Source organism: Sphaerospermopsis sp. FACHB-1094, assembly GCF_014696195.1.
Classification (GTDB): Bacteria; Cyanobacteriota; Cyanobacteriia; order Cyanobacteriales; family Nostocaceae; genus Sphaerospermopsis; species Sphaerospermopsis kisseleviana.
Genome location: NZ_JACJPT010000002.1, coordinates 82656 through 103183 on the forward strand (window position 1 = coordinate 82656; position 20528 = coordinate 103183).

Below are 20528 nucleotides of genomic sequence, written 5' to 3' on the forward strand. Positions count from 1 at the left end.
TAATGGCAACTTACAAACGACAACGTTACCTATTTATGACTCTCGATCCTGTTCATATCGGTACAGGAGGCTATCGTTTAGGACGAGTTGATAATAGCATCGTGCGAGAACCAGGAACTAAAATTCCGAAAATTCCCGGTACAAGTTTACATGGTGCGGCGCGATCCTATGCAGCACAGTTATATGAAACCCCCGAAGCCGCAGGACAAGATCAAAAATATGTTAAAAATCCTGAAAATAACCCAATCTGTTACACCTTTGGTTATTTACATTCAGGTAATAGTGATAATCCACAAACTGGTAATCCAAACCCTAAAAAGAAAGAGATTGCTTACTCAGGTGTTGTAAATATTTTTGATGCTCACATTTTGCTATTCCCTGTGCATTCAATGGTCGGTCCCGTGTGGGTGAGTACGAGAGAGCGATTAGATGATGCAGGGTTTACTAACTTACCTGATGAGCCAGATAATCTTGAAACTGTTATTTTGAATTGGGATAATTCGGATAAACCTGATAAACGATTAAATCTAGGCTGGTTAATGCTGAATGCTGAGATAAAAGCAGAAATAGAAGCACCTCCTCAATGGCAAAATGATAAACGCTACAAAGCCATCAACAAAATTGTTATTGTTAAAGATGCTCTTTTTAGCCAAGTAGTAAATAGTAATTTAGAAGTCAGAACATCTGTCGCAATTAACCCAGAAACTGGTGCAGCCAACGATGGGGCATTGTTTACTTATGAAGCCATTCCCCGTGCTACTTTTCTTACCGCAGATGTTGTTTTAGATGATTACCGCAGTGGTGAAAAAGGATGGTCATTAGGTGAAATTAAGGAAACAGGTAAGCTTAAGGAAGATGGAACAAAAAATCCTTTACCCGGAGGTGCTTGGCAATGTCCATTATGCGTAGTTAAATCTGGTTTGAAAATGATTGAATGGCTGGGAGTTGGTGGTATGGGAACGCGGGGTTTTGGAAGAATGGCAATGATTGGCGATCCTAAGACTGTTGAACTTCAAGAACTATTTAACCCGTTGCAGAGTAATCAACAAACATCTTCTGGATCATCTATAGAAACTACTGAAGGAGGTCAAGCATGATGGCTAATCTTGATCGCCTCGCGGCACAACACGCACAATCAATTATTACTAATACCAAAAATCAAAAAGTTAGTGATATAGAAAATACAGTCACAAAAGCATTAGGTGTTTTACAAGAAGATGGCGTATATGCTTGTTTTCTTTATTTACTAGCTAAGGAAAAAGCTAATGGTCAAGCTGTAGTTCAAGAAATGCTAAATCTATTACAAAAACTAGGTTTTGAGTGGAATAAACCTCAAAAAAATGGAACCAATGATCTTACTTCCAGTGTTGTACTCAAACATATTACTGATAATGTAACTCAAGATTTAGAACGATTATTACTTACAAAAGAAATATTAGAGCAAATGTTGATTTATGCTCGTTATGGTGCAAAAGCTCGTCAAGAAGAAACAGCAAAAAATAATAATCAACAGGAGGGAAACCTTTGACTTGGAGAGCCTATCAAGTAGTTTTTAAACTCAAATCTCCTTTACATATTGGTTGTGGCAAAGTGGGGAATGTACAACGTACCCGTTCTTATTTGACTGGGCGTGTATTTTGGGGTGCATTGACAATGCGATTAACCCGTAATGGAACTGATGAACCTGCAACTGATACAAAACAGTATGAATGCTACGGGAAAAAAGTTGATGATAATTTAGCTTTTACTTACTTTTATCCTGCTATTGAATCAAATGGAGTTTATAAAGTTAAATGGCCTTGGGGAAGTGAAAACGAAAACGAAAGTCTGTTTCGGCGCTGTTTTTTAAGTAGTTATGCCAGCACTGCTTTAGTATATCCTCAACAAGCAGCAGAGCCAGGATTATTACATGAAGTTGAGTTTATTTCACCTCGTACTTTGGATGAGGGTAAACAGGTTTATCTAGTGGGATATGTGTTTGAAAAAGTTGAAAAAGAAGAGTGTGCGGTACAATGGAAAGAGGCTTGTTATCGTTTACAGATGGGAGGTGAGCGAGGTTATGGTTGGGGTGATGTTGCAGTAAAAGAAATAAAAGAAATAACAGAATCTGAAAAAATATTTAATGCCTATACTTGGACATCTGAAAATATCTCTATTGTAATTCAAATAGTAGAAAATATAGGAAATAGCAGACTTTTGGCTCATACAGAAACTAGAGAAAATTTATTAGTTCAAGGAGAAATTGAACCGTTGGTGGGTAGAGAATGGAAAGTAGCTAATCAAGCAGGAGAAAGTGTGGCATTTTCTGGACTATGTTGGACTCCAGGGAGTATGGTAAAGCAACCATCCACTTTTGTGATTCAAAAATTCGGCATCTGGAAGTTTAACGACTAGATCCAATATTTCGAGTACCTGATTTACATAATTCCCACAAGGAAACTTCAATTTCAACCAAGGGGAAATTGTACAGCAATTTGTAAAAATAAAAACCTTAGTTCGGAAAATATAATAAAGGCATAAAAGCTTTGTTTTTAATTTAGTGCTGTTTAGAGTGATAATTTAGATACCTCTCTGGAAGATGTATTAAATTTTATACTGGCATCTATATTTTGTCTCAAAATACTTGTTTTGGGAGTATATTTATTTGCAATGATTTCCTTACGCCACTTTTCCAAATCATTCATTATCTCTCTCAATGGTGGTATTTTATTTAGCAAATCATCATCCTTTAAATTCTGTAAAACCAAAAGTTGAAAATATAATTCCCTCTGTTCACCCACAGAAAGCATCTCCTGAGACTTTTCAAGCTTATCTCGAATACCGGCTTTAACCTCTTCTGTATTAAAGAGAGAAGAATTAATATGAGAATTATCCCTTTCCACTTCCTGCCAAACTTTTTTAAGTGCAGGATGTAGAGGAACTGGTATATCAGCAATATTCTTAACCTCCTTACTACCATCCTTGGTTTTATCAACTAAACCATACTTCTCCAAATCAAACAAATGAGCATTGCGGGATATAAACTTCAATTGTGTTAAATCCCAATCGCTAATATTAAGATAATCTACCTGCTTAATAATACCTTCTGCTGTTTTATGGAGAGTAAAAGATACCATTTCTTCTTGTTCACCCTGATGATTAGTTTTATGTAGCTGCAAATGTGCCACCCCAGCTTCTACATTTCTGGATCTAGAAATAGTGTATTCACCTATAGTTAAATTATCAGTCTTAGCTTGTTGTAAAGCCGAATTGAGTAAACCCAATACCTCAGTCTTTCTAAAACTTTCCAACGTTGCAAAAGTGCCAGCAGGTGCTAAAGAACCTAGTTGGTTAGCAATATCTCTGATATCCGCATTTTCTAGCTGTGGTAATTTCTTCTCACCCGAAATCTTCTCAGCTAGTATCAAAAACTCCTGTCTTTCTACTGCTAACATTTGTGTAGGAGGAACTTTAATTTTTATATCCTGACGAGAATTGACAGTAAATTCCATTAGAGAATGAGAAAAGTTAGATAATTCATCACGGCGATGATGGATACTATACTTGTCACCTTCTTTTCTAATTACAAAAGCATCACTTCTGTAAATTCTAGAACCATCAGTTAATGTCTCTCCATAAGCTTTGAGAAGTTCAACTGCTGCTTCAGAAATTCTGGCATTTTCAACTTTAAGTTTATGCCGCATTTTCAGCCAGTTCAAACCTAGAAATTTTTGCCAACTAGCTGCAACATCCTTTTTAATAGGAACTTCTACTTCCCTAACCCATTTCTGATTTGGAGAAGTTATTGCTGGAGATGAAACTACACCATTGTAGTTTGGTGCAAAAGCAACTCTTCGCTTTGGTGTTTCAATTTTTTCCTCTGTTGTTTCAACAAATTTATCTGAATTCTTCTCTTTATTAGTATCAGTTTCAGGTGTTGTATCTGTGACTGTTTCTTCAGTTTTTATCTCATTCGTCGAAACTTGTTTATCAGTAAAATCAGTCTGATTTTCTTCCTCTATGTATGTTGTTTCAGCCATAGGTATATCCCTGGCATCATCCCACTCTGGTGAATCATCTACAGGTGGTTCTGGTAATGGAGTATTTTCATCCCAAAAAATGAAAGTCTCTTCTTCAAATGGTGAACCTAAAACAAATGTAAATTCATGCTCTATTTCAATGCTTTCTCTGGTGTTTTCTGTTGATGTTGTAAATTCCGATTCTGTAGCATTATCAAAAACTTCACTTTCAATATCTTGATTTCCAAAAAGTTGACCTAACAGTTCATTAACAATTGTTGTTAACTCTTCTTTTAACTCTGTTTTATTACTTGTGGAATTTTGACTAGGAGGTAAATAACGAATTATGGGTTCATAGACAACAGCAATAATTTCCTCAGTGTTTAAATTTTCCGTTACCCAGTTATGATAACACTTACCTTTATTATCTTGCTGGTAAACAGTTAATTTATCACCTGATTCAATAGTAGCAATGATAGCTAAGGAAGAGTTATTATTATATAGAACAATATCTGTGATGTCTTGAGAATTATCTGCTGCTGTTAACATTAACTGCTTGGCGATATTCTGCGCTTGAACATTAGACATTTCGGCAGCTTCCCATTTCCAAGCACCAGGACATTCCTCATCGGGAACAAGCCGATATTTCTCACTTCCTATTTGTACTTCAATTTCAGATATGTTTTCTAGTTCTTGCTGCAATTTTTCTCTAGCTTTATCTATTAAAGCCTGGATTAATTCTGCTAATACTGAGGCAGTGATTTGAAGTTCATCAATTATATGGTCAACAGTTTTTTGATAAGCAGTTGCTAATTGCGTTACTCTTTCATCAAACATATTAATATATCCATTTTAAGTCAGAATTTAAGGATTAATAGGATTCATTTAATAACTTTAGTTGCTGATTTATCATATAGAAATACCCTCTTGTAACACCTTAGCCACTAAGGGACTAGCCCCCATAGCTCCCCTTTCTACCTGTGCTTCTGTGACTACAAAGGTGGAAATAACTAGATCATATTTAAAACCTACTTCCCAGGCTATATCACTAATTTTTTCTCGACAGTATCTATCTAATTCAGCAACTTTAATAAACACATTTAAATCTGATTCGTCTGTAGCATCACCCCGCGCTCGTGAACCAAATACCCGCAAATCTAAAATGGGAATTATTGCTTCCAGTTGGGAGCGAAACTCTGAAACAATTTTTCGTTCACTATCCTGTATCATTTCTATTCCTCCAGAGAAAAATCTATCTTGGCTAACTGTTTCTTAATCTCCCTATCTAAATTATGTTAACATTGCTAATTAGAAAAATCCTTTATAAGCATCAATAGGTAATGGTACAGCACCAGCTTGTACAGGTTGCTGAGGAACAGGAAATAATTTATTTACCTCCGCCACTCGTTTATCTAAATCTTCTTGAGTAGGACGTTGTTGAGTGCTTTTCTCTGTTAATTGAGCAATCAAACTTGTCCATCTAGAGTCATTTTCTTGCTCAATATTAATTAAAACTTTCGGTATTTTAATTGTTTTTAATAAAGGAACAGAAGCTTCATTTTGATTACAGTAAGCCGGATTAATAAATATACACTTCCCCGGTGGCAACTTCAAAAACTGTGCTGGTTCAAATAACTTCCGTGTTTTATCCTGTTCGGAAATTGAGGTACTGCTTTTACCTCCCCCAGTGCTTTTAGATTTTTGCTTATACTTAATTTCTTCATCTCCCAGGTAAGCACTAAACAACCGCGCTGATTCTTCTTCACCTGGATTAAAAATGAACTTCGTACCGCAAGCACCCAGCATGGTTTTAGCAACCTCCTTACCGTAGTATTTCTCTAACTGTCCCATGTTCTGCCAACCCAGAATGCCGCAAAAACCCTCACTACGAGATTCGTTGAGCCATCTAAACAGGTCTGGTAGGTATAAAGAAGGCACTTCATCGAGAACAACAACTAATGGATCTTGCCTTTTTTTAGCGATCGCCTTAGCTACCGTCATGTGTAAAATACTGCATAACAGTGGACCCACAGCATCCCGTCGTTCCCTATCTAACCCAAAAATAATCATCTGCTTACCCTTGATTTCCAGAGGTAGAGTCGTCTTACCCACAAAACACCCCAAAGTATTCTTTTTCATAAACCGGGTAAACATCAAACTGGCAGTACCGGCGATACCTGCAATCGTTTTCTCAGAACCAGCAGAACTAAACAACTGACCAAAAGCAATCTTAATCCAGGGATTGAGATTAGCAGCCATTAATCTTTCTACCATGCGATCGCTACTCAAAATAGCCGCCGCTGTCATAATATCTGGATACTGAGTTTGCTTAGTCAGCATCAGGATAGCTTCGGTCAACTGGTCACCAGCAGGACCAAAAAAAGCATCCTCATTACTAGCAGCCATCATTTTGAAATTTTTGTTGATTACAGTTGCTAACTGCCTTGCTGTTTCCGCGTCCGTAGAATCTCGGAGAAAATCAAGGGGATTACACACCTCACTTTCAGGGAAACCAGGAGCGAAGATATGGACTTTATAACCCATCTTTTTGGCATAACTGGCAACTTTAGCTTGAGTTGGGTATTTAAAGTCATATAAAACAATTGGAAAACCTTGGTCAATGGCACTATAAATCATCGGGTTAATAGCAGAAAATGATTTACCGCTACCGGGCGCACCAATGACTGCCGTTCCTCTTTGTACATCTGGTATGTATAACGGTATGGGACTTCCTGGTTCTTTATCTTGAGTTTTTTTACCTGTAAATTTGTGTCTACCAATATAGAGAGTAGCACTATCACATTGAGGATTAGCTATTTGTTTGATAGCTTTCTTTTTGGCTTTAGCTTTCTCCTTTCTTCCCCCAAAATAACTGGTAGCTAATTTGCCTTTTTTCGTTCCCGATAATATTTGTAGGAAGACAAAACCGAGTAATAATCCTGTCAGCACTAACCCATTAGAAGAGAAGAGGTAATGAGTGTATTTACCAATTGGTGCTTGGGGATTTTGTAGTTCGGAAATAAAGTTGTTTGTACTCATTGTGATTATATAAATTTCAAAATGATTGATCTAAATCTAAGATTGAGAAATTTAGTATTACAGCCATTTCAAGTAGATAACTACATTTTCTTTATCTCACGCTCCAGACGCGGAGGCGCAGAGAAGAGCGCAAGAGTGTGGTTTGAAAATTTGAAAGTTGTTGTAGATGAATATTTTAAAACATATATAGTAATATGATTTGATTGCTGATAGTTTTTTTAGGCAGGTAAGAGGATTATGAAAAATTAAGTGTAACTGATTTTTTCAGAAATCAAATAGGATGCCTATATTAGTTCTGTATCAGTCATAAAAAATTATTTTTTGTTGCAATTCTCTTCTTTGTGTTCTCTGCGCCTCTGCGTGAAATAAAAAATCTATTTATGCTTTGTCACGCATCCTCTAAAAACACAAATTAGATAAAATTGTGATATCAGCACGATATATAAACTCTCATTACACATAACATCCTATCTCCACTAAAATGCAACTTCAAAAAACATTAAATTATCTAGGGAACTGTTAAAGGAGTACCAAGAAATATAGGTGATTTTTCTTGATATATGAAAAAAGGAAACGGTCCAATGAAATAAGGGGAACAACCTAAATCAAACCAACCACCTCGCCGACAAATGCGGAAGAAAATAGCTGTTGATGCAGTTCCATCACCTTCATTAATATCCCACACAGCTTGTTTAAATCCCTTACCAAAAGGATGCCTTCCTGTCGGTTCTTTTCCACCATTAAGATTGCCTAATATCCCAAACCCACCCTTTACTTGTTGAAATTTACCACTCATCCATTGAGTACCTGTGATTCCACCTGCACCTGATAATTCTATGTGAGCGCAGTTGTTAGTACATGGAATATTAAATCCAACTTGGTCACTACCACTAATCGAACGTTGTCGGTTTGATTCTACTTCCTTTAATGGCAAATCTAATTTACCAACAATACTTCCTTGGGGTACAGGTGCATTGGGAAAATTAGCGAATGTTACCTGATTTAGTCCAGGTATTTTTGATATGCTAGTATTCTGCCAATTACTAAATTGTTTAAGAGCAGTTTTTTCTATTCCAGGAATGGAAGTTAGTTTATATTGAGATAAATCAATTTCTCCTAACTCTATATCTTTTATCTGTGGTAAATCATTGATGATTTCTCCTATTGTTTGTCCATTAATATTCGTACCACCCAATATCTTTTTAATCAAATCTTGAATAGGTAATACATTTTCTACATATTCATTAACTAGAGTAGGAATGGCTTTAGTTAATTCAGGGACAGTTTGCCATTTAATCGTTTGAAAATCTGATAACTTAGTATTTACCAGAGAAATACCACTCAGTTGACCAATTGTTTGTAAACTGAAATTTTCTAAATTAAATACATTTTCAAAATCTCCCAATTCCATCACTTCATCTAAACTTTGTCCTGCTTGCCAACTTCTGATTGATTTATATCCAGGAAATTCAACATTGGGAAGTTCAACACTACCAGGACTAGAGAAAACAAAAGATTTAAATGTAATGCTTTGCCAATCAGGAACTGGTGCATTATTTATATATTTACTAGGGATAGTGTTCACTGTTGGTGTAGGAGATGCTGTTGCTGGCTGAATTCCTAAAATATAACCAAGTAAATTATGATGGCGAAAGGATATTAAGCCATGCAATAATAAACTTGTACATAAACCCAAAAACATCCAGTATTTGATATTGGATTTTAAATTAAAATGATTATTTTTTGTGCTTTGAACGAGTTGGTGATTATTTCGAGATTGAGGATTATGTAACATATTTACACCTTGATTACCTTAATTCTTAGAATGAACACCTGAAAAATAAACTTACACATTTGGGATGATCCCTAATTTACACACTTCTGACAGCAGATTGCAGATCAATGAGGTACAGAATCTAAATTAAAACCTATACACAAAGACAGTTTTACTTCTGACTCCTGAATTCTGGTGTATTTTTATCTTGTTATTTGTTTCAATCTTTAAAGCTAATTACTGACAGTTAAATGCTTACCTTTTTGAGCAGGAATACTTGATTTAGTTGATTCAGTTCCTAATTGCAATAAACGCTCAACCAGTTGAGGCGAAACTTTAACACTTTGAGCAGCACTGGTTAGATTTTTACCAGACTCTAACTCTTGAATTAGTTGTTGTAGTTTCTGCCATAAAGGATTACTAGGAGTTATCCACCCTTTTTCTGCTGCTACCTGTAATCCTTTGGTAATAGTTGTGACAATGATAGAATCTGTAGGTGGTGTTTCTTTGCGGGTGACATCAGGAGTGATAGAGATGGTACTATAGGCTGGAGTACCTTTGCTTGTTAGCACCCGAAAGTTGTAAACTTGGCGAGTCCCGGCTGAAGATTGCGTGATCACCGTCAAGTGTGCGCCATTTTTAGCAGTGGGTATTCCAGGAATATTAACCGGTTTAATTTGTCTCAGATGAATTAAACCTGCTCCTGGGTTTTGACAATTCGACCTATCAGACAAACCTTGCAAACAACCATCTACATCCATAAGTATGCGGGAAGGGTCATCTAACCACACTCGTTGAATCACCTCACCAGTTTTGTAAAAAGAGATAGATACACCATGTCCCGGCCATACCTCTACAGTTTGTAGTTGTGCTTGAGTGCCTGTGGCCTTGCTTCTGGGAATAATACGTACAGAACTTTTGGTATTAGTTAATTGTGTTCTTGGTGTCGGTAGTGCCTGAGATGGAATATTGACCAACAAAGAAGCTGTGACAGTTAGAGATAACCAGAAAAACTTGTTCATTTTCATCCTCCAGGAGACTTTCATCAATTTGTATTCGGTAGTTTAAAGTCGTAAAGAGCGATTTACTTGAACAGTAATTTGGGTATTTTGCCGGATAAACCAAATGTTGGGTCGCTTCATAATTTCTGCGATCGCTTTTTGATTTCGTTCCTCCACCTGTTTGGAAACTGCACCAAACGCTCCTTGAGCAAAAGCACCTAATAAAGAGCGATCGCCACTTCTACTGGTTTGGATGCTGCTAAACCCACCATTGGATTGAGAAATGCTACTTTGAATATCAGGTTGATTAACCACCTCCCCCACCTTGGCCAGTCCTGACATCAAACCTAATCCTGCATCCAAGCTTAAAATCTCTTTACCTTTGTCCCGATATTGATTAGCAATTAAAGGTTCTCCCTCTTTCCCCTGTATAACAATTGTTCCTGGTCGTAATGTATATTCAGTACCATCTTTGAGAATGGCAGTAACTACAGCAGTAACTCTCCCAGATGAATCAACTTCTTGAATTTCTGCACTCAAAAGTGTATTAGCAGGAATCGCTTCTTCCCCAATATTGCTTAGTAAAGGTTGGGTGAGTTTAACCACAAACTTATTTTGAATGTGAGAATTATGAGAATTAATATTTGCTGACCAGACAACAGGTGTTTCTAATATCCCAGCAGCGTGTTCTCCTACTCTTAAATACTGTTCTTCTCTGCCCTCAATAATAGCAGCTTCTTCTGGGGAATAATTGTTGCTTTCATTGAAATTAGTTACGTTATCACTTTTATCTAAACTTTTCGCACTAATTACCGGATTCCACTTAGCTTTTAGTTGTTCAATCGCCCTTTTGCTATTATCAAAATTGCTGTCATAATCTGATTCTGAGTGATTTGTAGTAACTGTTGCTAGTTCTGTTTCTAGTTGAGAATCGCGGTTATAACTCGACCTACGTCTAGGAACATAATCAGATGTGACAACATTTTGAGTCTGCGTGCTTGCTACCTCCTGTTTGTCATTTGTAATTGCTGCTGCATAATCAATTTGACCACCAGAACCAAGAGAACGTAATCTTGCTAATTCTGCTAAAGGATCAGTAGGTTCTGTAGAAGTTTTAAAAGTGGTTTCTTGTTGGGGTAATATTCTTGAAGTTACAGCAGTTTTTACTGGAGGTGAATAGCGTGCGATTGGCAATTCTTCAAGTCTTTGTGTTCTGATAATTCTTCTAGGTTGTTGTTCTCTGTTGGATGTTAATGATGTTTCCCTCCTGACAGATTTAGTAGAAATAGGTTGAGTTTTGGGCAAATTTTCAATTATCTGCTTATCCGGTTTTGCAACGGGTAATTCTTGCCTGACTCTATTTTGTTCTTTAAATGCCTCCAGTTCCTCTGCTTGTTTTTGTAATGCTAACTTGGCATAAATATCACCATCTTGTTTGGGAACTTCTTCTTCAGAAGGAGAAGTAGTAGCAACTTCTGGTATTGCTTCTTCTTTAGTTACCTTGCCATTCATCATGGGATTAAGGAACATAAAAAGTAGAATAAATCCTAATCCAAATCCTCCCCCAACTACTATTGTGCGTGACCAAGGAGAATTAACAAGTGAATGTTGTGTTTCTATTAATGCCAATTCATCTGATAATTCTACATCCGCTTCCGTTTCAGGAATAATATTTTCATGTTCAATCTCACTAATGGTATTTTCTTCTTCATCTTCTTGAAAATTGAGTAAATTATTTATCTTGTTAGGGTCAGTTTGATTTTCTAAAATCGGGTTCATAAATTCACCTATTTTATATATAGCAGTTCCCATGTTCGTCAAATACAAGGTTTTTTAGTTTTAGGGAACAGGGAACATTGTAAATTGCTATTGTTGTTTGTGTTTTAATCATTGCTTTTAGGATTTAATTAGGGTAAAATATCAATCAATATTTGTTGTTTAAAATTATTCAATTCTTACCTAAATTCAAATCCGTGATTTCGATAATTTCTAAACCTGACCTGCGAACCGAATAAATCTTATGAGCAATTTCTGTTGTTTCAGGAGGCTTTTGAGGACTTTGTATAGCTTGAACCGTCACAGTTTTATTAAAAGCTATTCCATTACCAGCATTATCATCCTTACTAAAAGTCACCAGAGTAGCAATCACATCTATCTGCCATTTTCCTTGACCTATCTTGCGTGGTTCACTAACATATCTTGGAACTAAAGAACTTTGTAAACCACCTTGAAAAACACTGGGTGGTGTAAGTTCCGCTAATTTTTTCAGAAAACTAGATCGAAAATCTTGTTCTTCACTTAATGCAAAGGCAGCTTCCCAAGCTTTTGTAGTAACTCGTGCAGTTACTTTGTTAACTTTTATACTAATACCATTATCTTGTTGAGTGATTATTTCTCCATTTTTATTTAATCTTATCAGTCCATCCCAATTGAATATTTTCACTAGAGTATCAACCACAAATTTTTTAATCACTTCTGCTGAACGGTCATCAGGTTCTAATGCTTTAACATTGATTGTATTCCCATCAGCAATCTGGACTAAAGATGGTGGCTTTTTACGAGCTAAAGTTGAGGTTGCACCATAATTAAAAACTTGTAACAGAAAAGATAAAGAACTAAAAATTAGAGACATTACAGCAACAATAGCAATGGGATTAGATACCGATTGCCCAGAACTTAAAAACTGTAATGCTTCCCTTTTTGGAATTTTAGATTTCGTGTGATTGAGCATAATTTCTCAAAATTGATAAAGTTCTTATTGATAAAATTCTTATTTGCGAATCATTGTTGTTATTCGTGACACACTAGCAGAAAGAGCAATATTACCTGCGGAGATAGCACCACTAGCTAACCATTGAGCGCCATTATTAAGCTGAGTTAGAACTGCTAGACCACCTCCAGCAGCAATTCCTGTGGCTAAAAATGGGGCAACTAAACCAATAAATGCCAAAAAAATCATCGGTTGACTAGCTTTGGCTGTAGCAATTAACTGTCCAGCTAAACCTAAAATAATGTTGAAAGAAAGTTTAGCAAGACCAACAGTAAAAAACCCTGTTAACCAACCAAAAATTGCTTTATTACCAATTGGCATTAAAGAACCTCCTACTGCTAAAGGAGCTATTAATGCAGTGAGAAGTAATGCTAGTTCTAATCCCCATTGGTAAGCATTATTTAGTGCTAATAATAAACTGGTAATAAAAGTGGTAACAACTGCACCAATTGCAGCACTAGATGCAGCAGTAAATTTATTGGCAATACTACCCACTAAACCATCACCTTCTGCTTCAGAAACTGCTTGATTAATTTTATCCAAACCTTGAGTTACCCAACTGTCTGCTGCTCCTAAATAGCTACCACCTTCTGCATCTTTAAAAATGTCAGGAAATTTAGCTTCTAAATCTGCTCTTGCTTGTTTGAGACATTGTATTCCTTCTTCATTTGATAATTGAGAAGAACGACATTCTTGAATCGCATTACCTACGGCTGTTTCTAATGCTGCTTGTCCCAGTGCTTGTTGGTAAGCTGCTCTCAAATCAGCGTCTGCTGCCGTGTACTCTAATATATAGTTATTGACACTGTTAATATATTCCCTCAGTGCCAAAGTGCTATTCGCTAGTAGAGAACCATTATTAGCAAGAAGAACAGTGACAATTAAAGGCCAAATTAATTCACTGAATGCCCTTTGTTCTTCGTCATTAATCATTTGCTTACCCCATTGCACCATGAATAATGCGAGGGTAGCAACTGCAAATAATACTCCAACTTTACACAGCGAAGCATATAATCCACCTGTAAGAGTTTGTTGCCATAGTTCATTAAAACCTTCTGCTACCAAGCTGGCACCAGCAGAGGCATTTTCAATTAAATCCCCTGCACCGAAGTTATTAGCTGCTAGTATTGTTCGACCTAACATAGCGTTATTCCTGGTAGAATAGAAGTGAAAAAAGAGTTGATTAACTCCTTGTTGAAGAATGTGATTAGTGTGAAAATTTTAGGTTCAATATATCTTATTTCTTGACATAAGCAGGGTCTAATCTACTCCAACCAGTTAACTCTAAATATTGACTGGTCATACCAGTAGTTAAAACTCTTCTGGCACGATTTTGTTCTGCTTGACTTTCAGCAATTTGATTCAGCATGAGGTTAGTTTGTTGAGCATCATGTCTTGCTTGTAAACCATCAGTACGTACTTGCCCTAACATAGAGACAATTTGAGCATTTTGAGCAGCGATCGCTTTGAGAACATCTTGTGAAGCATCCATATTTTGGGCATCTTCAGCTAACTGCTGTGCTTGTCCAACAGTTTTGTTGGTAGCATCAATTTCCGATTGAGTACGCTGTTGTCCTGCTTTCCCTAAAACACTAGCTACCGCAGCACGAGTGCTATCTCTTTCAAGTTGTTTTCCAGCTTCCACTGCACCAATAACACTGCTACTTTCTGCTGCTATTCCTCCTTTGTCTCGCAACTTATCAGCTAATATTTGACTAGCTGCTGTAGGGTCAGGTATTCCCATATTTCCTGTAGATTCTTCAATTGCTGCTTGAGCATCTTTTTGCAGATTCTCCCAACTTTCATCTACTTCTTTTTTTAGTTGATTTGCTACTTCGTTGAAATAGCCGTTTATATATCCAAATGTTTGGTTAAAGAAGTTTTCAATTTGTCCTCCCAAGTCAATTGCCAAAGCATCTTTTGGTAAAGCTATTGCTACTAAGACGCAACTTGACAAAATAGCAGTTGATATTACCTTTTTCTTGTTACTTTTCATGAGTATTTCCTGTTTAATGGTGAAAGACTAGATAAATTTAGAAAATTGGATAACAACAAATAAGTTTGATATAGGACTCCTGCTCCTCTGCTCCCCTGCACTAAAAAAGATGGGATATTTTTTATTTATATTTCCTTTATGCCACTATTTTCAATGGTTTATCAGACTTAATTTCTGAAACATGAATTTGTTTTGATTTCAGTTTCACCTGTTCTAAAATTGCATTAGCCTCCTCTGTAAGTTCTTCACCTCTAATCATCTTGATATATGTTTCTGAAAACCTGACTATTCCAGTAATAGGATCATCTTTATATTTCCTGAGATACAATGTTCTGAGTTCCTGTTCTTGAGGATTATTTGCAACAGCAGCTAAAAGACAATAAGCAGGATAATAACGACAAAAAGTAAATTTACCATTATCATCTAATAGCCATTGTGAATAAATACTTTCCTTCTTGGGAAAAAATGACTCTGTACTATTGCGCGAAATAATCTCAGTTGGATATTGAAAATACTTGATAAACGACTCAATATTACTACTTTGAATTCGACCAATAAGCCGAGTTGTCAAATTAGCGATAATCTTAGCGGCTGATTTACTTTGATAGATAGTATCTGGTTCTTGTGCTGATAAAATTACACGAATTCCAGCTTTAGCACCATTAGCACATAATCTACCAATTAATTCGGCAATTGCTTCAAATTGAAACAGAATTGGTGCTTCATCTAAAAAGAAAATAGAAGCCTTAGAACTCAAAGCGCGACGCAAAGCTGCAGCATAAGCACTTAATGATAAAATAGCTGCATCTGCTTCAGAAGAAAGAGAACGCAATGCAAATACTAACAATTTAGCATCCGTACGAAAACTGGAAGGTTGGCTAATAGATTGACCAACTCTACTATTAAGCCAAAATTTTAATCGTAACCTAATTTGGTCTAGTGCTTTTAATTGCTCCTCACTATTACTAGCAATTGAATCTAGTTTAATATAACCAGGAGAGCAATAGTTATAAAAGTCATTGAGTGTAGGCGTATCATTCCATTCTTCCGTCCCCAAACCTTTTTCTAATGCCAGTTTATAGCGTAACTTAATATCATCATCGGCAAAGAAAGTTTCAATTGCTAAGGTGATGATACTTTCAATATTACTCACCATCGTAGCATCAACACCAACAGGATTAGTACCTATCACCATTGTCATAATTGTGGATTTAAGGAAATCCTTAAAATCTGTTAATCGCTCTTTTCTTAACTCTGCTTCTAACCCCCTTAAATCTGGTAATTCAAACAGATTGTTTGTTTCACGGCTAATATCAAAATATGCCCCATCTTCCCCCATAAAATTAGTATAATCAGTAAAAGTGCTACTACCATCAGGCTTGGGATAATCAAGAGCAACAACAGGAATATCTTGAGCTAACGCAGGGGTGAGTAAACCAGCCACTAATACCGATTTACCTGCACGGGTTGTCCCAAATACTGCTAAATTTTTGTGGTGGTTGTATAAATCTAAATGAATAGGAGTACCACCTTCATCAGCAATTAATTCAAACCCTGTTTTATCCCCAGTTGCAGTTTTAATTACTGGCATTAATCCGGGGACTTCATTGGTAAAATAAGGCAATCGGCGATTAAATGGTTTACTCAATAAGTTTTGCCAGACAATAGGTAAACATTGTAACCATACTTTCCAGGCATACTCCATTTCTCGCACCACAACAGCCGGACGGAGAAAGCAGCTAGAAACATAATGACAAGCTTCATCTAATTTTTGACGTGAGGGACGGTGTACCAGAAAGACTACTGCGGTATTAATTGGTACTGCGCCTTTATAGATGGTTTCCTGTGCGGCGATCGCTTCTTCCATGTTCAAATTGGCTTTTACATCCACGCTGTTTTTTTCCGCAGATATGGCAGAGGAAACGATAGATTGTTTAGTTAGACGTTGCAGTGCTGTTTTAGCTAACCCCTCGTTAGCTCTCGTCAGTTGACAGATGATTTCTGTATCAGAAACCTTATCTCTAGCAATTAGTTCCCACAAATACCGTAATTGTGCATATTCATCCACCCAACCAATTGGTTTTTCTGTAAACGTTAATGCTCCAATGTAACGATTTTGCAAGTTTACCCAAGCTCTATCGAAGAAAGGAACTGATGCTTCTCGTTCTAAAATTAAATGACGGATGTGAAAGTCGCTATTTTGTTCTTCCCGCAGTCCATCATCATCTAAGGTTAGTAAATGCGGAATATTTGGAGGTTTGCTAGTGTTAAATTGATTCCAAATTACTCCCCACAATTCCTGAGAACCCAATGGTTTGATATTCAAACCCATTTTATTATTTAGAGTTTGTTCCCAAAGTTGATAGCCAGATGTAAAGCTATTTTTCAGTATTGATTCAATGCGTTGATGTCGCACTTCGTGAATTTGTCCAGTAAATTTATGCCAACTTTCTCTAGCGTGGAGAATTAATTTCTCCACCAAGTCTGCTGTTTTACCAGCTTCAGAAATAGCAACAGTGTAGGTACAGTAAATTCGCAAAAATTTGTTTTTCCGACTGCCTTGATTTGTTAAATCTCTAATTCGCAAACGTTCTGACCGAATTAAAAGCATCAGTTCATTACTGCGACAATTTTCTTCTAATGCTTTTAGTTCCTGTTGACGGTGATGGTCATCGGTAAACGAACCCAGATGAAAGGTTAAAGTTTCACCATAGGGTATTTCTTTGAGTCCTGCCTCTATACCTGTAAAAATTGGTAAAATTTGACTATCTGGAAGTGAAGAATGGATACCTTGACAGTCAAAGCAGAATTTAATTTGGATATCGTCTTTTCGCTTGAGGATAATTGCACCAACATCTTTTCTGCCAGCTATGGAAATACTGGCGATCGCTGCAATATGGGTTAAGTCTTCAAAAGGAGTAAGGCGTTTGGCTACAGAAATCTCTTGAGCAGAGATATTTTGTCTACCTACCTTATCTTTGGGTATTTTTTCTTTAGCTGAAAAACTTGATGTCATAATTTTTACTAAAATATAAATACAAGCCTCAAAATTAATTGAGTGCATTTTGTTTTTTTAAGATTTACCAACACAAAAAACACTATTTTAAAGTTGAGATTCGTCGTGATTTAGATATCTTTTTTTGAGTTGATGTTATTATCTTTGGTTCATGAATCAGAGAATAAAAACGTTTATACCCTCTGGTAACTCTGGGTACTGTGAGAAACTTTGATAACCAGGTTTTATTACTGGTAAGAGTCCACCAAGTTGCACATCCCCAAGCTGTAACTAACCCAGTCACTAACAAAGAAGTTTGAAAAGTTAGCTTACAGATCAAGTAAGTTATCAAAGCAATAGCTGTCCAAGGAAAAAATTGATCTGCTGGAAAAGGTCCAATTCTCGGTTGTTCCCCTAAAACTCGGTTAACTGTTCTAAATTCTTTGCGCTTCATCATCTCTGTTAGTTGAGGTTTTTAAACGTGCGAATTTGACCTAAACCGCTTTTATCAAACTGAGAAAAAAGCTGTGTAGTCGAAAATGTTTAACTTATCCAAGAGTGATATAAGTTGTTTAAAAACGAGCGCCCGTTACGAATATCCAGAAACCACTCTACTGAAAAATCAGAGAATTTAAGACCTGTTTTTTTGAGCTAATTACACTGCATTACCAGTAATCAAACCTGTGAGAATATCACCTACTACAATAGTAACACTGATGATTAAAGGAGTTCTGGCTAAATTCTGCCAATCTTCATCATTTCTGGCAGCATTGACAATTCTCACCAATGAAATACCAAGATACAACAAAAACAATGCTCTCAGAACATTAAAAAATAGTGTAACAGCATCAGCAGGAATACCTGCAAAAGCTCCTGTCATCCATGTTTGTGCGCCATTAAAAAATTGTGCATTAGCTGATGTGGTGGTAATATCAAAGGTGAAAATTATACAGATAATACCAACTAAAATTCCATAAACATTGATTCCCCAACGACGTTGCAATTTTTCAAATTTAGTCAGCAACTTATTGGCTAAATTAGGAACTGCGGCGATGATGGCAGTTAGCAGAATTAGAACAGACATTAGCAGGTGATTAATGGATGTATTTGCCAAGACTAATGCTGTTGCTGCTGCTACTAATAAAAAAATTGAACTTTTTTTATCAACTGTGCGATTCTGAGAACCCGTTGGACAAACTTCAATTGTCTGTTGTTTGGGAATTTGGTAATTACTGCAATCAGGATGATTGTGTATTCTCATGTCTCGATATTTTATAAATGCCTACGAATAAGCATCATTTTCTCCTATCTTACTGCTTACAGTCAGCTATCAAATTTCGTAATTGCAGATATAAGATTGTGTCTACTTTTTTTCAACACTTGTTTCTAAAACATTGGTATAAAAATTATTACAACATCTATCAATTGATATAAGAAATTAGCTGCAAGTTAAGTAAGTCGGCACGATAAAATCAATATACATTTTGTTTCTTAAGACCCTGAAATAACCTATTTATCAGGTATTTGTTGAATGAACTCCTGCCATCTCCCTAATTCGATTTGCCCAGGTTTGAGACAAGGTTGAAATTTCCAGACGACTAGAATCACTTGCCCAAGTCTCCAACCAATGGGTATGCCATCGAGACAATTGACGTTGCATTTGAGCCAGTTCAAACGCACTGTCCACATCTAAATCAATCGCTGTCAGTTCTAAAAATACTTTACTTTCTCTAACAATCCCAAGTACCGCTTCCCCATTAACCCCACCCAAACTGAGAGATGCCATTTGTAGAAAGTTCTGTGCCAATCGTTCAAGACGTATAGAAAGACGATAGCACCGAAACGCAATTTGTTCTACAGTCAAGTTATTCATACACCTCCTAATCAAGCCAGTCAAATGGTAATGGTCATGCATTATTTTTTATTAAATTATCATACCAACTTTGGGAGAGCCAAAAAAATTTTGTAAATACTATACATAACAAAAACTCAATGTTTACATATGGTCTCTCCGGCGAGAGGTATATATCACTGTGAGTGATTTCAGGTTAACAATCTATCCCAATTAAGTTAGCAATGGTTACTAATTTGCCAAAAGTAGATGAAATTAAATCACCAAATATTTGCCAGGGAAAATTCTTGACACCATTCCAGCGTCAACTACTACAAAAAAATCTGGAACAGGATTTACCTGAATTATCCCGCCAGCGTATCCAAATTATGTTGTTGGCAGATGAGGGGAAAACTCAAACACAAATTCGCAAAGAATTAGGATGTTGTCCAGCAACAGCAAGACATTGGATACATATAGCTCGTAGTGGGATGGCACACCAATGGAATTCATCGCCTATTGGTCGTCCTAAAATCGTCAATGAGCAATATTTAGAGCGGTTACAACAACTAATTAATCATAGTCCCCGTGAGTTTGGTTACAGTTTTGAAAAGTGCTTCATTAAAAACCAGCAATTAGAACAACGGGTAGCTGAATTAGAAAAATCACTAGAAGAAGCGAATCAAAGCAGGTGGCACAACACATTTTCTAAACAAGCTGCAAATTTGGTTAATTCAGAGTTAGAAAAAACAATTGCACCATTGATGTCAGAAGTTGAACGATTAAATGCGGTAGTAGCATTTCAGGAACAAGAACTAGCGCAACTGCAAAATGTTAATGATATGTAACAAGCTGAGTTAAAGAAGTTTGTTAATTTGGTTAATGAAACTGATGAAATTAATTTAAGTCAAGCAGAAATTGTCGAACAATTTTGATTCGCACAGGGGCGACCCTCAATCCGCTCAAAATATAAATATTACAGAAGGTATACAGCAGATTTGGAGTAAATGAGGTACAAATTTTAGGGACAAAACCTTATACTAAAAAACTTTCAAGCCTGTTCCCTGCTGTAACTAACCATGAGTGAAGTTAAGTCTAATAGTACACTACGTCGGGGAAGAATC

Annotated in this window: 17 protein-coding genes; 4 read left to right on the forward strand and 13 right to left on the reverse strand. The window is 36.4% G+C overall.

The annotated features are described in order from the left end of the window. Nucleotides 1-2 precede the first annotated feature (2 nt). Genes cmr4 through H6F47_RS00970 form a run of 3 tightly spaced genes read left to right on the forward strand, consistent with a single transcriptional unit; the run spans nucleotide 3 to nucleotide 2394 of the window. Nucleotides 3-1097: a type III-B CRISPR module RAMP protein Cmr4 gene (gene cmr4, locus H6F47_RS00960; RefSeq protein WP_015364339.1), complete on the forward strand. Its 1095-nt coding sequence runs from the start codon at nucleotides 3-5 to the stop codon at nucleotides 1095-1097. After that, complete coding sequence (locus tag H6F47_RS00965; RefSeq protein WP_236103999.1) at nucleotides 1094-1528, forward strand: hypothetical protein; 435 nt, start codon at nucleotides 1094-1096, stop codon at nucleotides 1526-1528. Before cmr4 ends, H6F47_RS00965 begins: the two co-directional genes overlap by 4 nt. Continuing rightward, nucleotides 1525-2394, forward strand: a complete 870-nt coding sequence (locus H6F47_RS00970) for an RAMP superfamily CRISPR-associated protein (RefSeq protein ID WP_096573026.1) — start codon at nucleotides 1525-1527, stop codon at nucleotides 2392-2394. Before H6F47_RS00965 ends, H6F47_RS00970 begins: the two co-directional genes overlap by 4 nt. 152 nt (nucleotides 2395-2546) lie before the next feature. Here H6F47_RS00970 and H6F47_RS00975 read toward each other — a convergent pair whose 3' ends face one another. The 13 genes from H6F47_RS00975 to H6F47_RS01035 form a co-directional block, all read right to left on the reverse strand. Beyond that, on the reverse strand, nucleotides 2547-4835 hold the full coding sequence (locus tag H6F47_RS00975) for a hypothetical protein (RefSeq protein ID WP_096573025.1): 2289 nt from the start codon (nucleotides 4833-4835) through the stop codon (nucleotides 2547-2549). Between the two features lie 72 nt (nucleotides 4836-4907). Further along, on the reverse strand, nucleotides 4908-5228 hold the full coding sequence (locus tag H6F47_RS00980; protein WP_096573024.1) for a nucleotidyltransferase domain-containing protein: 321 nt from the start codon (nucleotides 5226-5228) through the stop codon (nucleotides 4908-4910). A gap of 78 nt (nucleotides 5229-5306) precedes the next feature. Then, a complete protein-coding gene (locus H6F47_RS00985) occupies nucleotides 5307-7037 on the reverse strand; it encodes a type IV secretion system DNA-binding domain-containing protein (protein ID WP_096573023.1) in 1731 nt (576 codons plus the stop codon). 508 nt (nucleotides 7038-7545) lie between these two features. Beyond that, the gene (locus tag H6F47_RS00990; RefSeq protein WP_096573022.1) at nucleotides 7546-8832 is read right to left on the reverse strand and encodes a hypothetical protein; all 1287 of its coding nucleotides are present in this window, start codon (nucleotides 8830-8832) and stop codon (nucleotides 7546-7548) included. Between the two features lie 212 nt (nucleotides 8833-9044). Further along, entirely contained in the window at nucleotides 9045-9833 is a 789-nt protein-coding gene (locus H6F47_RS00995) for a hypothetical protein (protein ID WP_096573021.1), read from the reverse strand. 42 nt (nucleotides 9834-9875) lie between these two features. Then, nucleotides 9876-11591 carry a TrbI/VirB10 family protein gene (locus H6F47_RS01000; protein WP_190647355.1) on the reverse strand — a complete coding sequence of 572 codons (1716 nt, stop codon included), beginning with the start codon at nucleotides 11589-11591 and terminating at the stop codon, nucleotides 9876-9878. A 169-nt stretch (nucleotides 11592-11760) separates the two neighbouring features. Beyond that, the gene (locus tag H6F47_RS01005) at nucleotides 11761-12543 is read right to left on the reverse strand and encodes a hypothetical protein (protein WP_096573019.1); all 783 of its coding nucleotides are present in this window, start codon (nucleotides 12541-12543) and stop codon (nucleotides 11761-11763) included. 39 nt (nucleotides 12544-12582) lie between these two features. Beyond that, nucleotides 12583-13725, reverse strand: a complete 1143-nt coding sequence (locus tag H6F47_RS01010; protein WP_096573018.1) for a hypothetical protein — start codon at nucleotides 13723-13725, stop codon at nucleotides 12583-12585. Between the two features lie 94 nt (nucleotides 13726-13819). Next, nucleotides 13820-14578, reverse strand: coding sequence for a hypothetical protein (locus H6F47_RS01015; protein ID WP_190647357.1), 759 nt, complete (start codon nucleotides 14576-14578; stop codon nucleotides 13820-13822). Between the two features lie 136 nt (nucleotides 14579-14714). Further along, nucleotides 14715-17594, reverse strand: a complete 2880-nt coding sequence (locus H6F47_RS01020) for a hypothetical protein (RefSeq protein WP_190647359.1) — start codon at nucleotides 17592-17594, stop codon at nucleotides 14715-14717. Nucleotides 17595-17676: 82 nt separating this feature from the next. Next, nucleotides 17677-18030, reverse strand: a complete 354-nt coding sequence (locus H6F47_RS01025; RefSeq protein WP_096573016.1) for a hypothetical protein — start codon at nucleotides 18028-18030, stop codon at nucleotides 17677-17679. Nucleotides 18031-18228: 198 nt separating this feature from the next. Beyond that, nucleotides 18229-18834, reverse strand: coding sequence for a hypothetical protein (locus H6F47_RS01030; protein WP_096573015.1), 606 nt, complete (start codon nucleotides 18832-18834; stop codon nucleotides 18229-18231). A 255-nt stretch (nucleotides 18835-19089) separates the two neighbouring features. After that, nucleotides 19090-19446 carry a hypothetical protein gene (locus H6F47_RS01035; RefSeq protein WP_096573014.1) on the reverse strand — a complete coding sequence of 119 codons (357 nt, stop codon included), beginning with the start codon at nucleotides 19444-19446 and terminating at the stop codon, nucleotides 19090-19092. A 203-nt stretch (nucleotides 19447-19649) separates the two neighbouring features. Here H6F47_RS01035 and H6F47_RS01040 point away from each other — a divergent pair, with 203 nt between their 5' ends. Further along, complete coding sequence (locus H6F47_RS01040; RefSeq protein WP_137668265.1) at nucleotides 19650-20252, forward strand: helix-turn-helix domain-containing protein; 603 nt, start codon at nucleotides 19650-19652, stop codon at nucleotides 20250-20252. Nucleotides 20253-20528: the final 276 nt, after the last annotated feature.